The sequence below is a fragment of the Streptomyces sp. NPDC028419 genome (genome assembly GCF_055565515.1).
On record NZ_JBVHUE010000033.1, the window covers coordinates 65,603 to 82,621 of the forward strand.

16 protein-coding genes are annotated in these 17,019 nt (G+C 73.4%); 8 read left to right on the forward strand and 8 right to left on the reverse strand.

Translation table 11 applies throughout. The features are described from left to right. Positions 1–4 precede the first annotated feature (4 nt). Both ACZ4UB_RS31255 and ACZ4UB_RS31260 read right to left on the reverse strand, forming a co-directional pair. Entirely contained in the window at positions 5–997 is a 993-nt protein-coding gene (locus tag ACZ4UB_RS31255; protein ID WP_468075348.1) for a hypothetical protein, read from the reverse strand. Between the two features lie 234 nt (positions 998–1,231). Beyond that, positions 1,232–2,023, reverse strand: coding sequence for an IclR family transcriptional regulator (locus tag ACZ4UB_RS31260; protein ID WP_468075350.1), 792 nt, complete (start codon positions 2,021–2,023; stop codon positions 1,232–1,234). Between the two features lie 134 nt (positions 2,024–2,157). Between ACZ4UB_RS31260 and ACZ4UB_RS31265 the strand changes: the two genes are divergently transcribed. The 4 genes from ACZ4UB_RS31265 (at position 2,158) to ACZ4UB_RS31280 (ending at position 5,610) form a co-directional block, all read left to right on the forward strand. Next, positions 2,158–3,714, forward strand: coding sequence for an aldehyde dehydrogenase (NADP(+)) (locus tag ACZ4UB_RS31265; RefSeq protein WP_468075352.1), 1,557 nt, complete (start codon positions 2,158–2,160; stop codon positions 3,712–3,714). A 53-nt stretch (positions 3,715–3,767) separates the two neighbouring features. Continuing rightward, a complete protein-coding gene (locus tag ACZ4UB_RS31270; protein WP_468075354.1) occupies positions 3,768–3,989 on the forward strand; it encodes a hypothetical protein in 222 nt (73 codons plus the stop codon). A 133-nt stretch (positions 3,990–4,122) separates the two neighbouring features. Further along, positions 4,123–5,316, forward strand: coding sequence for a TerD family protein (locus ACZ4UB_RS31275; protein ID WP_354382226.1), 1,194 nt, complete (start codon positions 4,123–4,125; stop codon positions 5,314–5,316). 114 nt (positions 5,317–5,430) lie between these two features. Then, positions 5,431–5,610: a hypothetical protein gene (locus ACZ4UB_RS31280; RefSeq protein ID WP_354382225.1), complete on the forward strand. Its 180-nt coding sequence runs from the start codon at positions 5,431–5,433 to the stop codon at positions 5,608–5,610. A gap of 107 nt (positions 5,611–5,717) precedes the next feature. Here the strand turns inward: ACZ4UB_RS31280 and ACZ4UB_RS31285 are convergent, their stop codons facing one another. After that, entirely contained in the window at positions 5,718–7,160 is a 1,443-nt protein-coding gene (locus ACZ4UB_RS31285; RefSeq protein WP_468075357.1) for an alkaline phosphatase PhoX, read from the reverse strand. Between the two features lie 149 nt (positions 7,161–7,309). After that, positions 7,310–8,884, reverse strand: coding sequence for a hypothetical protein (locus tag ACZ4UB_RS31290; protein ID WP_468075359.1), 1,575 nt, complete (start codon positions 8,882–8,884; stop codon positions 7,310–7,312). A gap of 258 nt (positions 8,885–9,142) precedes the next feature. On the opposite strand from ACZ4UB_RS31290, the gene ACZ4UB_RS31295 reads away from it, so the two are divergent. Then, positions 9,143–10,987, forward strand: coding sequence for an endonuclease/exonuclease/phosphatase family protein (locus ACZ4UB_RS31295; RefSeq protein ID WP_468075361.1), 1,845 nt, complete (start codon positions 9,143–9,145; stop codon positions 10,985–10,987). A gap of 293 nt (positions 10,988–11,280) precedes the next feature. Continuing rightward, entirely contained in the window at positions 11,281–11,535 is a 255-nt protein-coding gene (locus ACZ4UB_RS31300) for a hypothetical protein (RefSeq protein WP_354382221.1), read from the forward strand. A gap of 68 nt (positions 11,536–11,603) precedes the next feature. Here ACZ4UB_RS31300 and dapD read toward each other — a convergent pair whose 3' ends face one another. Together dapD and ACZ4UB_RS31310 are read right to left on the reverse strand one after the other, a co-directional pair. Beyond that, complete coding sequence (gene dapD, locus ACZ4UB_RS31305) at positions 11,604–12,584, reverse strand: 2,3,4,5-tetrahydropyridine-2,6-dicarboxylate N-succinyltransferase (RefSeq protein ID WP_354382220.1); 981 nt, start codon at positions 12,582–12,584, stop codon at positions 11,604–11,606. 68 nt (positions 12,585–12,652) lie between these two features. After that, positions 12,653–13,873 (reverse strand): MFS transporter, encoded by a 1,221-nt coding sequence (locus ACZ4UB_RS31310; protein WP_468075363.1) that lies wholly within the window; start codon positions 13,871–13,873, stop codon positions 12,653–12,655. An 89-nt stretch (positions 13,874–13,962) separates the two neighbouring features. On the opposite strand from ACZ4UB_RS31310, the gene ACZ4UB_RS31315 reads away from it, so the two are divergent. Further along, positions 13,963–14,838, forward strand: a complete 876-nt coding sequence (locus tag ACZ4UB_RS31315; protein ID WP_468075365.1) for a winged helix-turn-helix transcriptional regulator — start codon at positions 13,963–13,965, stop codon at positions 14,836–14,838. A 64-nt stretch (positions 14,839–14,902) separates the two neighbouring features. Here ACZ4UB_RS31315 and ACZ4UB_RS31320 read toward each other — a convergent pair whose 3' ends face one another. Both ACZ4UB_RS31320 and ACZ4UB_RS31325 read right to left on the reverse strand, forming a co-directional pair. Next, a complete protein-coding gene (locus ACZ4UB_RS31320; RefSeq protein ID WP_468075367.1) occupies positions 14,903–15,460 on the reverse strand; it encodes a TetR/AcrR family transcriptional regulator in 558 nt (185 codons plus the stop codon). After that, a complete protein-coding gene (locus tag ACZ4UB_RS31325) occupies positions 15,460–15,780 on the reverse strand; it encodes a DMT family transporter (RefSeq protein WP_354382216.1) in 321 nt (106 codons plus the stop codon). The genes ACZ4UB_RS31320 and ACZ4UB_RS31325 overlap by 1 nt, the downstream gene beginning before the upstream one ends. Positions 15,781–16,005: 225 nt before the next feature. Between ACZ4UB_RS31325 and ACZ4UB_RS31330 the strand changes: the two genes are divergently transcribed. Then, positions 16,006–16,914: a GNAT family N-acetyltransferase gene (locus tag ACZ4UB_RS31330; protein WP_468075369.1), complete on the forward strand. Its 909-nt coding sequence runs from the start codon at positions 16,006–16,008 to the stop codon at positions 16,912–16,914. The last annotated feature ends 105 nt before the right edge of the window (positions 16,915–17,019 follow it).

A 17,019-nucleotide genomic window follows, 5' to 3' on the forward strand; every position in this document is an offset into this window, starting at 1 on the left:
GGCCTCACCTCGGCCGGTCCGCCCGGTGCGCCCTGCGGCGCGCCCCGTGATCCGCTATGCGGTGCGCCATGAGGAACCGCGTGATCACGGCGACCCCGAGCAGCCCGGTGATCATCTGGCCAGCGTAGGCGAGCCAGCTGCCGCTCGTGGCCCCCGCGCCCTCGAACTCCCCTCCCAGCGCGGCGATCGCGAGCCACGCCCCCCAGCTGAGCGCCGCCGCCGACCCGGTCCACGCGACGGCCAGCGACCACCTCATCCCGTCCCGGCCCAGGCTCCGCCCCCGCGCCAGCGACACCGCCCCCAGACCGGCACCGAACGCGCACGCCGCGTGGACCACCGACACCACGGTCCAGTCCGCCGTGCGCTCGGCCCGCTGGAGCGCGGACAGCCCGGCCGAGCCCCCGAACCCCCAGTACAGATAGGTCGCGCCCACCACCAGGCCGGCCACCGCCGCGGCTCCCGCCACCACCCCCGTGGGCGACGGGAGCCGCTGACCCGCCACGCCCTGCCACCGGTGTCCCCAGCGCTGGCGCGCGTAGGGCACGAACAATCCGGCGAGGGCGAGTCCTTGAACGATGAAGCCGCCGTAGACGAGGTCGAACACCCACGGTTCGAGGAAGGGCTCGCGGACGGCCCGCGCCGCTGCGGTGTCCGTCCGCACCCCCAGCGCCCGTATGAGCAACTGCCCCGGGTACCCCGTGAGGATGGGCGTCAGCAACCCGGTGGCGACGAAGGCGGGGACGATCAACGACCAGCCCGGCACCCGCAGCCCCCAGGGCCGGGTGAGCACCAGCGCGAGCAAGATGACGCACGCGTCCATCGCCAAGGTGACGGAATTGGCCACGACGAAGAAGGGCCCGGGATCCAGCAGCACGCTCCCGTCCGGTATCCCGATCCTGCTCCCGCCCAGCCAGACGGCCTTGAGCACCAGGTACGGCACGGTGGCGGCGAGCGCCGCCACCCGCAGGGCCCTACGAACGCCCCCCGGCGCGGGCACGACGGGACCGTCCCCGTGCACCGGCCCGGGACCATGCCCCTGCCCATGCCCCTGCCCCTGCCCCTGCCCCTGCCCCTGCGGGCGAGCCGGGGGCCGTATCGACCGTGCCGACCCCGTCGGGTGTGCCGTCTCCACGGCTCTCGTGTTCATGGCTCAACGGTCCCGTCCCGGCCGCCCCGCCACCTCCCCCGCGAAGGTGATCCGTCTCCCCCGCCCGGGGGAGACGGAGCCGGATCACATCCGGCGCGTCACGACCGTCAGCCGGTCCCGCGCCTCGAACAGCGCCGCCTTGATGGCCCGTTCGTGCCCGGGCGTCAGCCGTGCCACCGGCACCGAGCAGCTCACCGCGTCCCGCGCCGGAGTGCGGTACGGCACGGCCACCCCGAAGCAGCACAGCCCCAGCGTGTTCTCCTCCCGGTCCACCGCGTACCCCTGCTCGCGCACCAGCGCCAGCTCCTCGATCAGCGCCTCCCGGTCCGTGATCGTGTGCTGCGTGACGGCTTGCAGTCGCTCCGGCAGCAGCCGCCGCACCTCCTCGTCCGTGTGCGTGGCCAGCAGCGCCTTGCCGAGCGCGGTCGAGTGCACGGGCAGCCGCCGACCGACCCGGGTGAAGGGCCGCAGGTAGTGCTGGGACTGCCGGGTGGCGAGGTAGACCACGCTCGTCTCGTCGAGCCGGGCCAGGTGGATGGTCTCGGTGGTCCCGTCCGAGAGCCGGTCCAGGGCCGGCCGGGCGGCCGCGACCACCTCGTCCCCGTCGATGTACGAACTGCCGACCAGCAGCGCCCGTACGCCGATCCCGTACCGGGTCCCCTGGGCGTCCGTCTCCACCCACCCCATGCCCACCAGCGTGCGCAGCAGCATGTACAGGCTGGACTTGGGCAGTCCGAGGTCGTGCTGGATGTCCGCCAGGCTGTGCAGCCCGGGCCGCGCCGCGAAGTGCTCCAGCAACTGCACCGTCCGCACCGCGGACTTCACCGGAGCGCCCGACGCCCCCGGCGCCTCAACACCCGACTCGGCTGTCGTCATGCGCGTTCTCGCCCCTCTGCCTTGTCAACCCCGAAGACACGGAAATAGAGTCCACAGCGGATGTGATCATTCATCCACCGGAACGGCGTTCAGAATACTGAACGATTCATCTCCAGCCCAGGAGGCAGTGCGTCATGGCAGGAACACCAGTCTGGAGTGTGGACCCCCGTACCGGGAAGCAGCGCGGGCAGGTCGCGGTCGAGGCCACGCCCCGCGAGGTGGACCGGGCCGTACGGGCGGCGGACGCCGCCCGCGGCGCACTCGCCGACCGCGCCGCCCGCATCGTCTTCCTGCGCGCCGCAGCCGATCTGCTGGACGCCTCCGCCGCGCAGGTCGTCGAGGCTGCCGACGCCGAGACGGCGCTCGGCCCCGGCCGCCTCACCGGCGAGCTGGCCCGGACGACGTACCAGCTGCGGGCGGTCGCCGACGCCGTCGAGGACGGTGCGTACCTCGACGTCCGGATCGACCGTGCCGACCCGGCGCTCACCCCGCCCCGCCCCGATCTGCGCCGCTACAAGGTGCCGCTCGGCGTGGTCGCGGTCTACGCCGCCTCCAACTTCCCGCTCGCCTTCTCCGTCCCCGGCGGCGACACCGCCAGCGCGCTCGGCGCGGGCTGCCCCGTCGTGGTCAAGGTCCATCCCGACCACCCGGCCACCTCCGAGCTGTGCGCCTCGCTGCTGCGCCGCGCCGCCGAGGACAGCGGGCTGCCGGCGGACGTGGTGTCCGTCGTCCACGGGTTCGACGCGGGCCTGGAGCTGATCCGTCACCCGCTCGTCGCCGCCGCCGGCTTCACCGGGTCCATCCGTGGCGGCCGCGCCCTGTTCGACGCGGCCGCCGCCCGCCCGGTCCCCATCCCCTTCCACGGCGAACTCGGCTCCCTCAACCCCGTCGTGGTCACGCCCGCGGCGGCCGCCGAGCGCGCCGAGGAGATCGGCGCCGGGCTCGCGGGCTCGGTGACGCTCGGCGTCGGCCAGTTCTGCGTCAAGCCCGGACTGGTGCTCGTACCCGAAGGAGCGGACGGCGACCGGCTCACCGGCGCGCTCACCAAGGCGCTCGGGGAGACCGAGCCGGGGGTCCTGCTCGACCACCGGATGCGGGACGGCTTCGTCGCCGGGGTCGGCGAGCGGGCGGCGCTGCCCGGGGTCGTCGCCCCGGTCACGCCCGGCGCCGGCGGCGACCACACGGTCGGCGCGGGCTACCTGACCCTCGCCGCGCGCGGTCTGCTGGCCGATCCGCGGGCGTACGGGACGCTGCTGGAGGAGTGCTTCGGCCCGGTCACCGTCGTCGTGCGGTACGCCGACCAGGGCGAGGCCTCCGCCGTACTGGCCCTGCTCCCCGGCAACCTCACGGCCACCCTCCAGCTGTCGGCCGCGGAGTGCGCCGGCGGCAGCGCCACGCCCGCACCCGCCTCCGCACCCGCCGACCAGCTGATCGGGCAGGTCACGCGGCTGGCCGGGCGGGTCGTGGTGAACGCCTGGCCGACCGGGGTCGCGGTGGCGCCGGCCCAGCACCACGGCGGCCCGTACCCGGCCGCGACCTCGCACTCCACCTCCGTCGGCGGGACCGCGATCGAGCGGTGGCTGCGCCCGGTGGCCTACCAGTCGGTGCCGGACCCCCTGCTCCCGCCGGAGCTGCGCGAGGCCAACCCGCTGGGGCTGCCCCGCCTGGTGACGGGCGCGCCCACGGTCTGACCGGGCGGCAAATGCGGTTGCCCGCCCCGCCCCCGGCGGGGCAGGCTGCCGCCATGCCGAGACCCCACGGATTCACGTACGCGCAGCACCACGACGGCACGGTCGTCATCACCCATCAGGGCCGCGAGGCGAGCACGCTGCGCGGGTCCCGGGCGCAGAAGTTCCTGGCCGAGGTGGAGTCGGGGGACGCCCAGCTGGTCATGGCCCGCTGGACCGGCGCGTACAAGTTCGGCAACGAGCGGATGGCGAAGAACCACCCCCGCAACCGTCGGTAGGCACCCCCTTGGACGGCCCTGCGCCAGCCCCGCGGAAGCCGTCCCGCGGCCGTCCCGCAGCCGTCCCGCGGCCGTCCGGGGAAGGGACCCCCGGGTAAGGGAACGGCAAAGGGCCTTCGGTCGTTCTCCGGGCATGACCGCTATGACCCCTGGTTCGAACCTGCCGCTCAATGCCGTCCGCGTGACGGTGGATGTGGCTGCTCCGGTACGGCTGGATGTATCCGGGCTCCTGCTCGCCGCGGACGGCAAGGTGCGCTCCGACGCCGACTTCATCTTCTACAACCAGCCCGCCGGCCCCGGTGTCAGCTACCGGTCCGGCGGCGGTTCGGCGCCGGACTCGATCACCGTGGACACCTCCGCGGTCCCGCCCGGCATCGAGCGCATCGTGGTGACGGCCAGCCCCGACGCCGCCGGCCAGAGCTTCCAGGGCGTCGAGCCCACCGCCACCGTGCGCAACGCCGACGGCGGCGCCGTGATCGCCAGCTTCACCCCGCCGCAGCTGGGCACCGAGACCGCGCTCGTCGTCGTCGAGGTCTACCTGCGGGGCGGCGTCTGGAAGGTCCGCGCCGTCGGCCAGGGCTACGCCAACGGGCTCGCCGGAATCGCCACCGACTTCGGCGTCTCCGTGGACGAGGAGCCCGCCGCCCCGGCTCCCGCGCCCGTCCCGGCATCCGCCTTCCCCCAGGCGCCCCCGGCGCCGCCCGTCGCCCCGCCCGTGGCCCAGCCCGCCGCGCCCGCCCCCGGCGCCGGGAAGGTCAACCTCGACAAGGGCCGGGTCAGCCTCCAGAAGAACCAGACCGTCTCCCTGGTCAAGGGCGGCCGCCCGCTGCTCTCCCAGGTCAAGATGGGCCTCGGCTGGGAGCCCGCGTACGGCGGCCGGGACATCGACCTCGACGCCTCGGTGATCGCCTACGGCCCGCAGCGCAACCACATCGACAGCTGCTACTTCGGCAAGCTCTCGATCCTGGGCGGCGCCATCAAGCACTCCGGCGACAACCTGACGGGTGAGGGCGCCGGGGACGACGAGGTCATCGTCGTGGACCTCGGTCGCATCCCCGCCGAGGCCACCGGCCTCGTCTTCACCGTCAATTCCTTCTCGGGCCAGAAGTTCAGCGAGGTCGCCAAGGCGTACTGCCGGCTCATCGACGCGGCCAGCGGCGAGGAGCTCGTCCGCTTCGACCTCACCGGCGCCGAGCCGCAGACCGGCGTGATGATGGCCAAGCTGATCAAGCAGTTCTCCGGCGAGTGGGAGATGACGGCCATCGGAGAGTTTGTGAAGTCCCGCACAGTGCGCGGCATGGTCAAGCCGGCCGCCCAGGCGCTCTGACGCAGGTGGGCGGGGGCTGACCGCTCCCCGCGCAGCGCCCGGGGTGACCCATGCCACCCCGGGCTCCGCGTAATCCGGAGGTTGTTGTCAGTGCCCGCCCGTAGCCTTGACCCCATGTACAAGTCACTCCCGACCGCGGGTCCCGCCCGCCCGTCCGCCTCAGAGGCGAACGAGGCGATACGGCACCTCGTCGAGACCGGGGTGGACAGCGAGTGGCCCTCCGAGGCGTATGAGTTCCTCCTCGGCGAATGGGCCGCGGGAAGCCGCGAAGAAGTCGGCTCCGCGGCCCTGTAGGGTCACCCGCCGCTCCCCCGGTCCCGGCGACGGCGCCCTGCCCGCCGCCGGCACCGGCCCGGTCCGATCCCCGCCGCCGGCTCCGGACAGGGCCCCGCGTCCCCGCGTCAGTGCTTACGGCGCCACGGCCCGGTGATCGCCAGCATGATGCCCGGGTCCTGGATGTTGGCGAAGAGGGTCCGCCCGTCCGGGGAGAAGCAGACGCCCGTGAACTCCGAGTACTCGGGCTCCGTGGCGCTGCCGATGTTCAGCTCGTTGCGCGCCAGCGGGTAGGTGCGCCCCTCCTCCGTCGCTCCGAAGAGGTGCTGGAGGCCGCTGCCGTCCTCCGCGATGATCAGGCCGCCGTACGGCGAGACCGTGATGTTGTCGGGGCCGTCGAGCGGGCCGTCCACCGTCGGGTCGGTGTTCACACCGAGGATCACGACCAGCTTCATCGTGCGCCGCTTCGGGTCGTAGAACCACACCTGCCCGTCGTGCGCCGCGCCCGGGCTCTCCGTGCGGGCGTAGGAGGAGACGAAGTACGTCCCCCCGTCGGCCCACCACATGCCCTCCAGCTTCCGCGCCCGGGTCACCGCGCCCGGCGCGAACTGCTTGCGCACCGAGAGCGTGCGCGCGTCGCGGTCGGTGACCTCCGCCCAGTCCACCCCGTACACGGTGCCGACCGTGGTGGCGCGCGAGAGGTCGTCCACGAACTGCCCGGCCTTGTCGAAGCACTTGGCCGCCGCCAGCACGCCCGCGTCGGCCGCGAGCGTCCGCAGCTTGCCGCGCCCGTGCCGGAAGCCCTGGGGCGGGGTCCAGCGGTACAGCAGCCCGTTGGGGTTCGAGGCGTCCTCGGTCAGGTAGGCGTGGCCGCTGCGCGGGTCGATCACCACGGCCTCGTGGGCGTAGCGGCCGAATGCCTTCACCGGGCGCGGGTCGCGGTTGGCACGGCGGTCGTGCGGGTCGACCTCGAAGACGTAGCCGTGGTCCTTGGTCATCCCGTTCTTGCCCGCCAGGTCCTCGGTCTCCTCGCAGGTCAGCCAGGTGTCCCAGGGGGTGGCCCCGCCCGCGCAGTTGGTCGAGGTACCGGCGACGCCGACCCATTCGGCGACCTCGCCGCCGCGCCGTACCTCGACGACCGTGCAACCGCCGGCCGCCGCCGGGTCGTAGACGAGGCCCTCGGTCAGCGGGACGGGGTGGGGCCAGTCGGCCCGCTTCCCCTTCAGCTCGTGGTTGTTGACCAGCAGGGTGACCCCGCGGTGGCCCTCGAAGGCGGCCGTGCCGTCGTGGTTGGACGGGGTGCTCTCCCCGGAATCCAGCTTCGTCACGCCGGTGCGGGTGATCACGCGGTACGAGAACCCGGCCGGCAGGGCCAGCAGTCCGTTCGGGTCCGGGACGAGCGGGCCGTATCCGGGCTGCCGTCCCGGGCGGCCGCGCTCGTCCTGGCGGTCGGTGTCCTCGGCGGCGAGGGCTCCGGGGGCGGTGGCGAGGGCCCCGACCGTACCGGTGAGCGCGACGCCCGCTCCGGCGAGGACGGTGCGGGCGGTGAAGTCTCTACGGCTGAGCGGCATGGGGTCTCCAGGCTCGGGAGTGGGCTCGAATCGTGCGGTCGGCGGGGCCAGAATTGCGCCCCCGTGTGAACGGCGGCTGACTTCCCCACCAAGAGGAGTGGTCCCCTTGTTCGCCGCCGATTGGCCGACTCCCGACCAGGAACGGCGCGTTACGCCCCGGAGGACTGCCGCGAACGCGCCTTGAAGGCCGCCTTGCGGGCCTCCTTCGCCGACTTGCGATCCGGGTGGAGCCGCCCCATCGCCTCCAGCACCTGCGCCGTGTACGGGTGCTCCACCCGCCACGCCGCGTCGAAGAAGCCGGTGTGATGTGCCGTCAGGTTAGCCATCAATGCGGGCAGTTCGCCGGATTCGACACCCTCGGCGAGCTGCGCCGCGATCGTGTCGACGGTCAGCCAGAAGACCATGGCTTCGGAAGGGGCCGGGACGTCGGTCGCGCCGCGCTCGGCGAGCCAGACCCGGGCGAGCCCGCCGAGTTCGGCGTCGTCCAGGACCGCCCTGATCACCGGTTCGGCGGCCGGTCCGGCGAGGGCGAGGGCCTGCTGGCAGCGCAGCCGCCGCAGCGGTCCGCCGGGGTCGCCGCCGCGCGCGGCGGCGAGCAGTTCGCCCACGGCCTCGGACAGTTCGCGGCCCTCGATCCACCGCTCGATCTCGGCCTGCGCGGCGCCCTCGGGGTAGCCGGAGACGGCGTCGAGCAGCGCGTCCGCGCCCTTGTCGGCCAGGTCTCCGATGGCGGGCGCCTCGACCCCGGCCTCCCGCATGCGGGCGCGGATCCCGTACAGGCCGAGCGGGGTCAGCCGGACCATGCCGTAGCGGGAGACGTCCTCGTCGTCGAGGTCGTCGGAGGCGGGGAGCAGCTCCTCGTCGTCCGCTTCGGCCATCAGCTCCTCGTCGACCGGACGGAAGTCGACCAGCCCGATCGGCTCCAGCTGCCGGAACTGGTCGTCCAGGCGCATCATCGCGTCCGAGACCTGCTCCAACACCTCGTTCGTGGGCTCGACCATGCCGTCGGGCACGACCATCGAAGCGGCCAGGACGGGCAGCGGCACGGGCGTGTCGGTGGCGCCGCCCTCCGCGACGGTCAGCAGGTACAGGTTGGCGAGCACCCCGTCGAGGAAGTCGGCCTCGCGCTGCGGGTTCCAGTCGAGCCGGGTGAAGTCGATCTCGCCGCCGGAGTCGAGGGCGTCCACGAGGTCGTCGAGGTCGGGCACGGCCGCGTCCGCGAGCACCGCGTCGAGCGCGGCGAGCCACAGGTCCAGTACGTCGCCGGGCGCGCCGCCGGTCACCAGGGCCAGGTCCTCGCCCGGCCCGGCGACCCCGAAGACCCCGTCGCCGTCGGCCAGGTCCGCCGCGTCCGGCTCGGCCCGGTCTGCGGCGAGGCCCTCGGCCGGCCCCTCCGCGAGGCCCTCACCCCGCCCCTCACCACCGTCGTCGGCCAGGTCCTCGATGTCCGTCACCTCGACGAGGCCGGTGTCCACCGCCACCCGCCAGGCCTCGCTCGCGTACGCCGCCCCGTCCTCGTCGCCCTCGAAGCCGAGCAGCCGCACCGCCTCGGGCAGCCGGTCGGACAGGAGTTCGCCGCCGGAGCCGACGGGGGTGCCGGGGGCGGTCCAACGGGCCAGGCGGACGGCGCGGGCGAACAGCGGTGCGGCGAGGGCGTCGCGCGCCAGTTCGGCCTCGGAGTGCAGCCGGACCGGCGGCAACGTGGGGTGCGCCTCAGCGGACATGGGGTGGTTCTCCTCGTGTGAACTGTGTGACAGCGCTCACCAGCGTAGACGCATCGGGGCCGCTCCCCGGGGGCCATCGCCTTTGGTTCATCCCACAGTCGGCTGCCGTATTCCCTGGAGGCCTTGACAACGTCGCTGGCCAGGAACGAAATTGACGCGCGTAGATATCTGCGTGGACCTGTTCGGCGTCCCACCCGGGCCCCGGACCGATCGCGCGACCGCTCCGCTCCACCCACCCACACACCGGAGTTCCTGCCCATGCGCTCCTCGCATCCCCGTTCTGCCGCCGTCGCGGCCCTCGTGGCCACCGCTCTGGCCACCGGTCTGCTCGCCGGGTCCGCCGATGCCGCCGAAAGCGGCGCGAGCGCCGACGCGGTACGCATCCACGACATCCAGGGCACCACCCGCATATCGCCGCTGAACGGCAAGGCGGTCGCCGATGTCACCGGAATCGTGACGGGCGTCCGCACCTACGGATCGCGCGGATTCTGGATCCAGGACCCCGACGCGGACGACAACGACGCGACGAGCGAAGGCGTCTTCGTCTTCACCGGCTCCGCGCCGACCGTCGCCGTCGGCGACGCGGTGAAGGTCTCGGGCACGGTCGGCGAGTACGTCCCCGGTGGCGCGTCCTCCGGCAACCAGTCGGTCACCCAGATCACCAAGCCGGTCGTGACCGTGGTCTCCTCCGGCAACGCGCTCCCCGCCGCCGTCTCCATCAACGAGTACTCGGTCCCGGCCGAGTACGCCCCGGCGGGCGACCCGGCCGCGGCCGGCAGCATCAACGCGCTGACCCTGGACCCCTCGCGCTACGCGCTCGACTTCTACGAGTCGCTGGAGGGCATGAACGTCAAGATCGCCACCTCCCGCGTGGTCGGCGCGACCGACCCGTACTCGGAGCTGTGGGTCACGGTGAAGGGCTGGGAGAACACCCTCAAGCGCGGCGGCACGCTCTACGGTTCGTACGAGTCCCAGAACACCGGCCGGCTCCAGATCCAGCAGCTCGCCCCCGTCGCCACCCAGCCCTTCCCCGTGGCGAACGTCGGCGACCGGCTGACCGGCCCCACCGAAGGCCCCCTGGACTTCAACCAGTTCGGCGGCTACACGCTGGTGGCCCGCACCCTCGGCAAGGTCACGAAGGGCACGCTCGCCCCCGAGAAGACCAAGCCCCAGGCCGCGGACCAGCTCGCGGTGGCGACGTACAACGTCGAGAACCTCGACCCGAGCGACCCGCAGACGAAGTTCGACAACCTGGCGAAGGCCGTCGTCGAGAACCTCGCCTCCCCCGACGTCCTCGCCCTGGAGGAGATCCAGGACGACAACGGCGCCAAGAACGACGGCACGGTCTCCGCCGAGCAGACGCTGACGAAGTTCACCGCGGCCATCACCGCCGCGGGCGGCCCGGCGTACCAGTGGCGCACGATCAACCCGGAGAACAACAAGGACGGCGGCGAGCCCGGCGGCAACATCCGCCAGGTCTTCCTCTTCAACCCGCTGCGCGTCTCCTTCACCGACCGCGCCCCGGGTGACGCGGTCACCGCGACCGCCGTGACCACGGGCGACCAGGGCCAGGCGGCCCTGACCCACTCCCCCGGCCGGATCGACCCGTCGAACGCGGCGTGGGCGGACAGCCGCAAGCCGCTGGCGGGCGAGTTCGTCTTCCAGGGCAAGACGGTCTTCGTGATCGCCAACCACTTCTCCTCGAAGGGCGGCGACGAGGGCCTGACCTCGGTGCACCAGCCGCCCGTGCGCTCCTCGGAGGCCAAGCGGCTGCTCCAGGCGCAGGCCGTGAACGGCTTCGTCAAGAGCCTGCTGGCCACGCAGAAGGACGCGAAGGTCCTCGCGGTCGGCGACATCAACGACTTCGACTTCTCGGGCACCACGGCCGGGCTGACGGACGGCGGGGCGCTGTACCCGGCGATCCAGTCGCTGCCGAAGGCGGAGCGCTACTCGTACGTCTACCAGGGCAACGCCCAGGTGCTGGACCAGATCCTGACCAGCCCGGCGGTCAAGGGCTTCACGTACGACAGCGTGCACATCAACGCCGAGTTCTCGGCGCAGAACAGCGACCACGACCCGCAGGTGCTGCGCTTCCGCCCGTGAACCGCGTCGCGTGACCGGCATCGCGTGACCCGCGTCGCATGACCCGCGTCAGCTGACGCACACCCCGTGATCCGCAGGGGGCCCGGCCGCCGTCCCGGCCGGGCCCCCTGTCGCGCGCTCGGGGCTCGGGGGGCCGGGCGGGCCCTGGAGAGCCGGTCGAAACGGGCCCTCCACCCACCAGGTCGGGACTTTCGGCCCTGGCGTGATACTGGCCACACCCCTACTCAATCCGCGATTTGTCGTGTTGAGTATCCCCACGCCCGATCTTGTACCCCGCATCCTTGGAGGACCGCGTGTTCCCCTCCATCTCCCTCGCGCAGGAAATCGGCATCGCCGTCCTGCTCGTGGCCGCCTTCGTCTGGATCCTCGGCCTCGGCCACATGATGTTCGACAGTCGGTTCCACCACCCGGAACCGGGCGCCTTCGAGGGGCTCGCGGTGATCCCGGCCCAGCGCGATTCCAGTGCCCACCCCCTGGAACGCGTCGAGCTGACCGAGGCGGAGCAGCAGGCCTTCGCGGGCCTGGTCCGCACGATCCCGCTGCACTGACGCGCGCACGCACGTAACGCGAAGCGGCCCCCGGAAGTCCTTCCGGGGGCCGCTTCGCGTTACGTGCGTCAGTTGTGGCTGTGCAGGACCTCGTTGAGGCCGCCCCAGACCGCGTTGTTCGGGCGGGCCTCGACGGCGCCGGTGACCGAGTTGCGGCGGAAGAGGATGTTGTTGGCGCCCGAGAGCTCCAGCGCCTTGACGATCTGACCGTCCGGGAGGGTCACGCGGGTGCCCGCGGTCACGTACAGGCCCGCCTCGACGACGCACTCGTCGCCCAGCGCGATGCCGACGCCCGCCTCGGCACCGACCAGGGAGCGCTCGCCGATCGAGATGATCTGCTTGCCGCCGCCGGACAGGGTGCCCATCGTGGACGCGCCGCCGCCGATGTCTGTGCCGTCGCCGACCACGACGCCCGCGGAGATGCGGCCCTCGACCATGGAGGTGCCGAGGGTGCCCGCGTTGAAGTTGACGAAGCCCTCGTGCATGACGGTGGTGCCCTCGGCGAGGTGCGCGCCGAGGCGGACGCGGTCGGCGTCGGCGATGCGCACGCCCTTGGGGGCGACGTAGTCCGTCATCCGCGGGAACTTGTCGATCGAGGTGACCTGGAGGTGCAGGCCCTCGGCGCGCGCGTTCAGCCGTACGGTCTCCACCTGGTCGACGGCGACCGGGCCGAGCGAGGTCCAGGCGACGTTGGCCAGCAGGCCGAAGAGGCCGTCCAGGTTCTGACCGTGCGGCTTGACGAGGCGGTGGCTGAGCAGGTGCAGGCGCAGGTACGCGTCGTGCGCGTCCAGCGGCTTGTCGTCCAGGGAGGAGATCACGGTGCGGACCGCTACGACCTCGACGCCGCGGACCGCGTCCTGGCGGATCGCCTTGGGCGCGGTGGCGCCCAGCAGTTCCACGGCCTGTTCGGCGGTGAGGCGCTCGGTGCCGGCCGGGCCGGGCTCGGCGACCAGCTGGGGGGCGGGGAACCAGGTGTCGAGGACGGTGCCGTCGGCGGTGAGGGTGGCAAGTCCGGCGGCGACGGCGCCGGTGGTACGCGTAGCAGTCATGCCCGAAACCTAACCGGCGACGGCCCGCCGGAGCGAACCGGTCTCATGTGCCGGTCGCGGCGCGGGTCTCACGTGCCGGTCGCGGCGCGCGCCGCCCCGGCGCGCCGGCGCGGTCGCTCGCCCTGCGCGGACGCGTACAGGACGGCCGCCCCCGCGCCGCCCGCGAGCAGGGCGCACAACGGCCACAGCAGGCCGGGCGCGGCGTCGTACAGCGCTCCGCCCAGCGGCGGGCCGAGCACCACGCCGCTGACCGAGACGCCGGCGTACAGGCTCTGGAAGCGGCCGACGGCGTGTTCGGGGGCCCGGTCCGCGACGTAGGCCGTCGCGGTGGTCTTGTACAGGATCTCGCCGACGCTCAGCAGCAGCATCATGGCGACCGCGCCGGCCACGCCGGCGCCCGGGATCAGCGCCGCGTACCCCGCCCCCACCAGGAGCAGTCCGGCGCCGATGACGCGCAGCGGCGGGCGGGCGCGCAGGGCGACGGCGGCGGGCATCTCCAGCAGCAGGACGACGGCGCCGTTGAGGGCGACGGCGAAGCCGAAGACGCGGGCGTCGAAGCCGTGGTCGGCGAGGAAGACGGGGAAGGCGGAGTACTGCTGCCGGTAGACGAGGTCGACGACCAGGATCGCGCCGAGCAGCAGGAGCACGGTGGGCCGCGCGCGCAGCTGCGACCAGAGGCCGCCGCGGCCCGGACCCCCGTCCCGGGCCGCGGCGGAGCGGGCGGCGCCGCGGGCCGGCACGGCCCGGGCGGTCCACAGGGCGAAGAAGAGGGTGCCGAGGCCGTCGCCGACGAAGAGCCAGTCGTACGAGATCCCGGTGGCGACCAGGGCGCCGAGCGGCGGGCCGATGGCGAAGCCGCCGTTGGAGGCGCTGCGCACGACGGCGTAGGCCTGGCGGCGGGAACCTTCGGGGACGGTCACCGCGACCAGCGCGGAGTTGGCGGCGCGGACCACTCCGGAGGCGTACTGGGCCAGGGGCAGGGCGCCGAACAGCAGTGGGGTGGGCAGCAGCGGAAAGGCCATCAGGACGAGCCCGCCGAGTCCGGAGGCGGCCAGCAGCACCCGGCGGTGGCCGAAGCGGTCGCCGTACCAGCCGCCGGTGAAGTTCCCGGCGACCAGGCCGATGCCGCCGGCTCCGGTGGCCAGGCCGGCTTCGGTGACCGCGAGTCCGCGCGGGCCGGTCAGGTAGAGGAAGACGAAGACGAAGGTGAAGCTGACGACGGCGTTGACGAACACCCCCACCGCCAGGAGCCACACCGCGCGCGGCACGTCCTTGAATCCCCGCAACATGTCCGCCCCCAGGCCTCATCGAGTTAGTTCCTTTTGGGAACGGACTATGTCAGCATGACAGCCTCGGGTCAACGGACGAAGGAGTTCCCATGGCCCAGCGCACCCAGCTCGGCGACGCCGACTGCGCCATCGCCCAGGCCCTCGACGTCGTGGGCGACTGGTGGACGCTGCTGATCGTGCGCGACGCCGCGCGCGGCGTCGCCCGCTTCGACGCGTTCCAGCGGGAGCTCGGCATGTCCCGCAAGGTGCTGACCGAGCGACTGCGGCTGCTCGTCGAGGCGGACGTGCTGACGCGCGAGCCGTACCAGGAACGTCCGGTGCGGCACGAGTACCGGCTCACCCCGCGCGGGCGGGCGCTGCTGCCGGTACTGGTGGCCCTCCAGGACTGGGGGGACGCCTGGATCCTGGGAGAGGGAGAGATGACGGCGACCACCGAAGAGGCTTCGCGGGAGGCGGCGCGGGTGCATGCGCTGAAGGGCACGCGGGTGCCGGAGCTGCTGCTGCCCGACGCCGCCGGGGACCTGCGCGACCCGGTCGCGGACAGCCCGTACACCGTCCTGTACTGCTTCCCCGGCGCCTACGCCCGCGCCGAGTCCTACCCGCCCGGCTGGGCCGGGATCCCGGGGGCGAAGGGCTGCACGCTGGAGTCGTGCACCTACCGCGACCAGCTGGCGCAGTTCACGGCGGCCGGGGCGACGGTGCACGGCGTCTCGACCCAGCGACCGGACGAGCAGCGGGAGTTCGCCGAGGCCGAGGGGCTGCGCTTCCCGCTGCTGTCGGACGCGGGGCTGTCCCTGGTGGCGGCGCTACGGCTGCCGACCTTCCGGGCCGCGGGGGTGAGCCGGCTGAAGCGGCTGACCCTGGTGGTGGCCCGGGACCGGACGGTGGTCGAGGCGATCTACCCGATCACGGACATCGAGGCGAGCGTCTCGGCGGCCCTCGCCGCGGTGCGCCCGGCTTCCTGACCCCGCGCCGGGGCACGTACCGCGCACCCCGGCACCGCGCCCCTCCCCCCGCGACGCACCGCGGTCAGCCGGTCGTCGGTCGCAGGACCCGGGCGAGGACCTCGCGGGCGTACGCCTCGTCGTAGTCGGAGCCCGTCAGGAGCACCTGGAGGCCGATCCCGTCCAAGGCCGCCACCAGCGCCCGCGCCGTCACCGGATCCGTGCGCTCCGCGAGGATCCCCGTGACCGCCTCGCCCCACTGCGCGGCCACCGGCCGCAGCGCGGGGCGGCGCAGGGCGGCCAGGTAGAGCTCGTACTCCAGCTCCACCCGCCCCCGGTCCGCGGCCAGGGCCTCCCCCAGCACCCGGGCCAGCGCGGCCGCCAGGTCGGCCGTCGGATCGGCCAGGGCGGGGCTGTCGGCCAGGGCCCGTGCGAAGCCCTCGTTGGCCTGGCGCAGGGCCGCGACCAGGAGCTCGTCCAGGGTCGTGAAGTGGTAGGTCGTCGAGCCGAGCGGTACGTCCGCCGCCGCGGCCGCGCTGCGGTGCGTCAGCCCGGCGATCCCCTTGTCGCCCACGACCCGGATCGCCGCGTCGATGATCCGCTGCCTGCGCTCGGGGTCGTGGCGGCGCGCGCCCGCCGCCATCAGTGCGCACCGCCCATGTTCAGCAGGACCACCCCGCCGATGACCAGCGCGATCCCGGCGATCTTCGCGGCCGTCGCCGGTTCGCCCATGAAGACCATGCCGATCGCGGCGATGGCGGCGGTGCCGACCCCGGCCCATATCGCGTACGCCGTCCCGACCGACATGCTCTTCAGCGTCTGCGCCAGCAGGGTGAAGGCGATGACGTAGCCGAGCAGGGTCCCGAGCGAGGGCCACAGCCGGGTGAAGCCGTCGCTGTACTTCATGGCGGTGGTCCCGGCCACCTCGGCGGCGATGGCGGCGGCGAGCAGTACGTAGGGCATGTGTACGAGGGTACACATCACTGCGTACGCCCGTACACAGCCGGAAATCCCGTGGACGGGCCCGTACAAGAGCGCATACCGTGTGGCCCGACGCCCTGAGACCGACGGAAGGAGGCGAGTGCCGTGCAGTTCACACCCATCCCGCGCTCCCTCTTCCGCTGTCCCGGCGTGGTTCGTCCGTTCTGACCGGGAGCGCTCCGCACAGCCCTTTTCCCGGAGGAACCCATGACCGATCCGGTCATCCGCACGCTCTCCGCGAGCGACGCCCCCCTCTTCGACGCGCTCCCCGACCCGCTCGGCGCCCGCGAGGCCCATCGACTCACCCGCTTCCGCCCCGACTGGAAGCGCGTCGCCCTGCGCGACGGCGAGGTCGTCGCACGCGGCGCCTGGTGGGGCGGCCCCGACGACGCGGAGCCCGTCAACATCAACTGGTTCGACGTGGCCGAGGGCGAGGAGGAGGCCGGGGCCGCGCTCCTGCGCTCCGCCCCCCGGCAGGTCGAGCTGGAGATCAACCTGCCCGGTGGCTGGCGGGAGGAACCCCACCTGCGGGCCGCCGCCGAGACCCGCTTCGCCGCCGCGCGGGCCGCCGGGTACGCACTCCTGGTGGAACGCTTCCTGTACCGCTGGACCCCGCAGCGGGGCCTGCCCGAGCGGCCCGGACGTCTGCGCTTCCGCGGCGAACCCGACGACGCGGTGTTCTTCGACGCGTTGCGCCGCATCCACTCCGTCACCCTGGACGCCCACGCGCGACGGGCCGTCGCGGAGGGCGGCTTGGACCAGGCGGCCCAGGAGGAACTCGACTTCTTCCACTGGTGCCCCTCCCCACGGGAGTGGTGGCAGCTCGCGCACACGCCGGAGGGCGAACTGGCCGGCATCCACATCCCGGCCCACAACCCCTCCGGCCCGACCGTCGGCTTCATCGGGGTCCTCCCGGAACAGCGCGGGCACGGCTACGCCTACGACCTCCTCGCGGAGTGCACCCACTTCCTGGTGGAGCGGGGCGCGGAGTTCGTCACCGGAGCCACGGACCGGGGCAACTTCCCCATGGCGGCCCACTTCACCAGAGCCGGCTTCCCGGTCGTCCGCGAACGCCTCAACTTCCACCCGGCGGCCGAGCCGGCCAGCGATGCGTAGCCGGTGACCGGCGAGGGGGGGGGGGGGGGGGACCCGGGGGGGGGGGGGGGGGGGCCGCCCCCTCCCCCCCCCCGGCGCGTTCGTACCCGCCCACCATAAACAATC

Excerpts from the sequence above, each read along its gene's own strand:
- ACZ4UB_RS31260 (WP_468075350.1), bottom strand. The coding sequence starts at position 2,023 with ATGACGACAGCCGAGTCGGGTGTTGAGGCGCCGGGGGCGTCGGGCGCT.
- ACZ4UB_RS31265 (WP_468075352.1), top strand. The coding sequence starts at position 2,158 with ATGGCAGGAACACCAGTCTGGAGTGTGGACCCCCGTACCGGGAAGCAG.
- ACZ4UB_RS31270 (WP_468075354.1), top strand. The coding sequence starts at position 3,768 with ATGCCGAGACCCCACGGATTCACGTACGCGCAGCACCACGACGGCACG.
- ACZ4UB_RS31275 (WP_354382226.1), top strand. The coding sequence starts at position 4,123 with ATGACCGCTATGACCCCTGGTTCGAACCTGCCGCTCAATGCCGTCCGC.
- ACZ4UB_RS31280 (WP_354382225.1), top strand. The coding sequence starts at position 5,431 with ATGTACAAGTCACTCCCGACCGCGGGTCCCGCCCGCCCGTCCGCCTCA.
- ACZ4UB_RS31285 (WP_468075357.1), bottom strand. The coding sequence starts at position 7,160 with ATGCCGCTCAGCCGTAGAGACTTCACCGCCCGCACCGTCCTCGCCGGA.
- ACZ4UB_RS31290 (WP_468075359.1), bottom strand. The coding sequence starts at position 8,884 with ATGTCCGCTGAGGCGCACCCCACGTTGCCGCCGGTCCGGCTGCACTCC.
- ACZ4UB_RS31295 (WP_468075361.1), top strand. The coding sequence starts at position 9,143 with ATGCGCTCCTCGCATCCCCGTTCTGCCGCCGTCGCGGCCCTCGTGGCC.
- dapD (WP_354382220.1), bottom strand. The coding sequence starts at position 12,584 with ATGACTGCTACGCGTACCACCGGCGCCGTCGCCGCCGGACTTGCCACC.
- ACZ4UB_RS31310 (WP_468075363.1), bottom strand. The coding sequence starts at position 13,873 with ATGTTGCGGGGATTCAAGGACGTGCCGCGCGCGGTGTGGCTCCTGGCG.
- ACZ4UB_RS31315 (WP_468075365.1), top strand. The coding sequence starts at position 13,963 with ATGGCCCAGCGCACCCAGCTCGGCGACGCCGACTGCGCCATCGCCCAG.
- ACZ4UB_RS31320 (WP_468075367.1), bottom strand. The coding sequence starts at position 15,460 with ATGGCGGCGGGCGCGCGCCGCCACGACCCCGAGCGCAGGCAGCGGATC.
- ACZ4UB_RS31325 (WP_354382216.1), bottom strand. The coding sequence starts at position 15,780 with ATGCCCTACGTACTGCTCGCCGCCGCCATCGCCGCCGAGGTGGCCGGG.
- ACZ4UB_RS31330 (WP_468075369.1), top strand. The coding sequence starts at position 16,006 with ATGACCGATCCGGTCATCCGCACGCTCTCCGCGAGCGACGCCCCCCTC.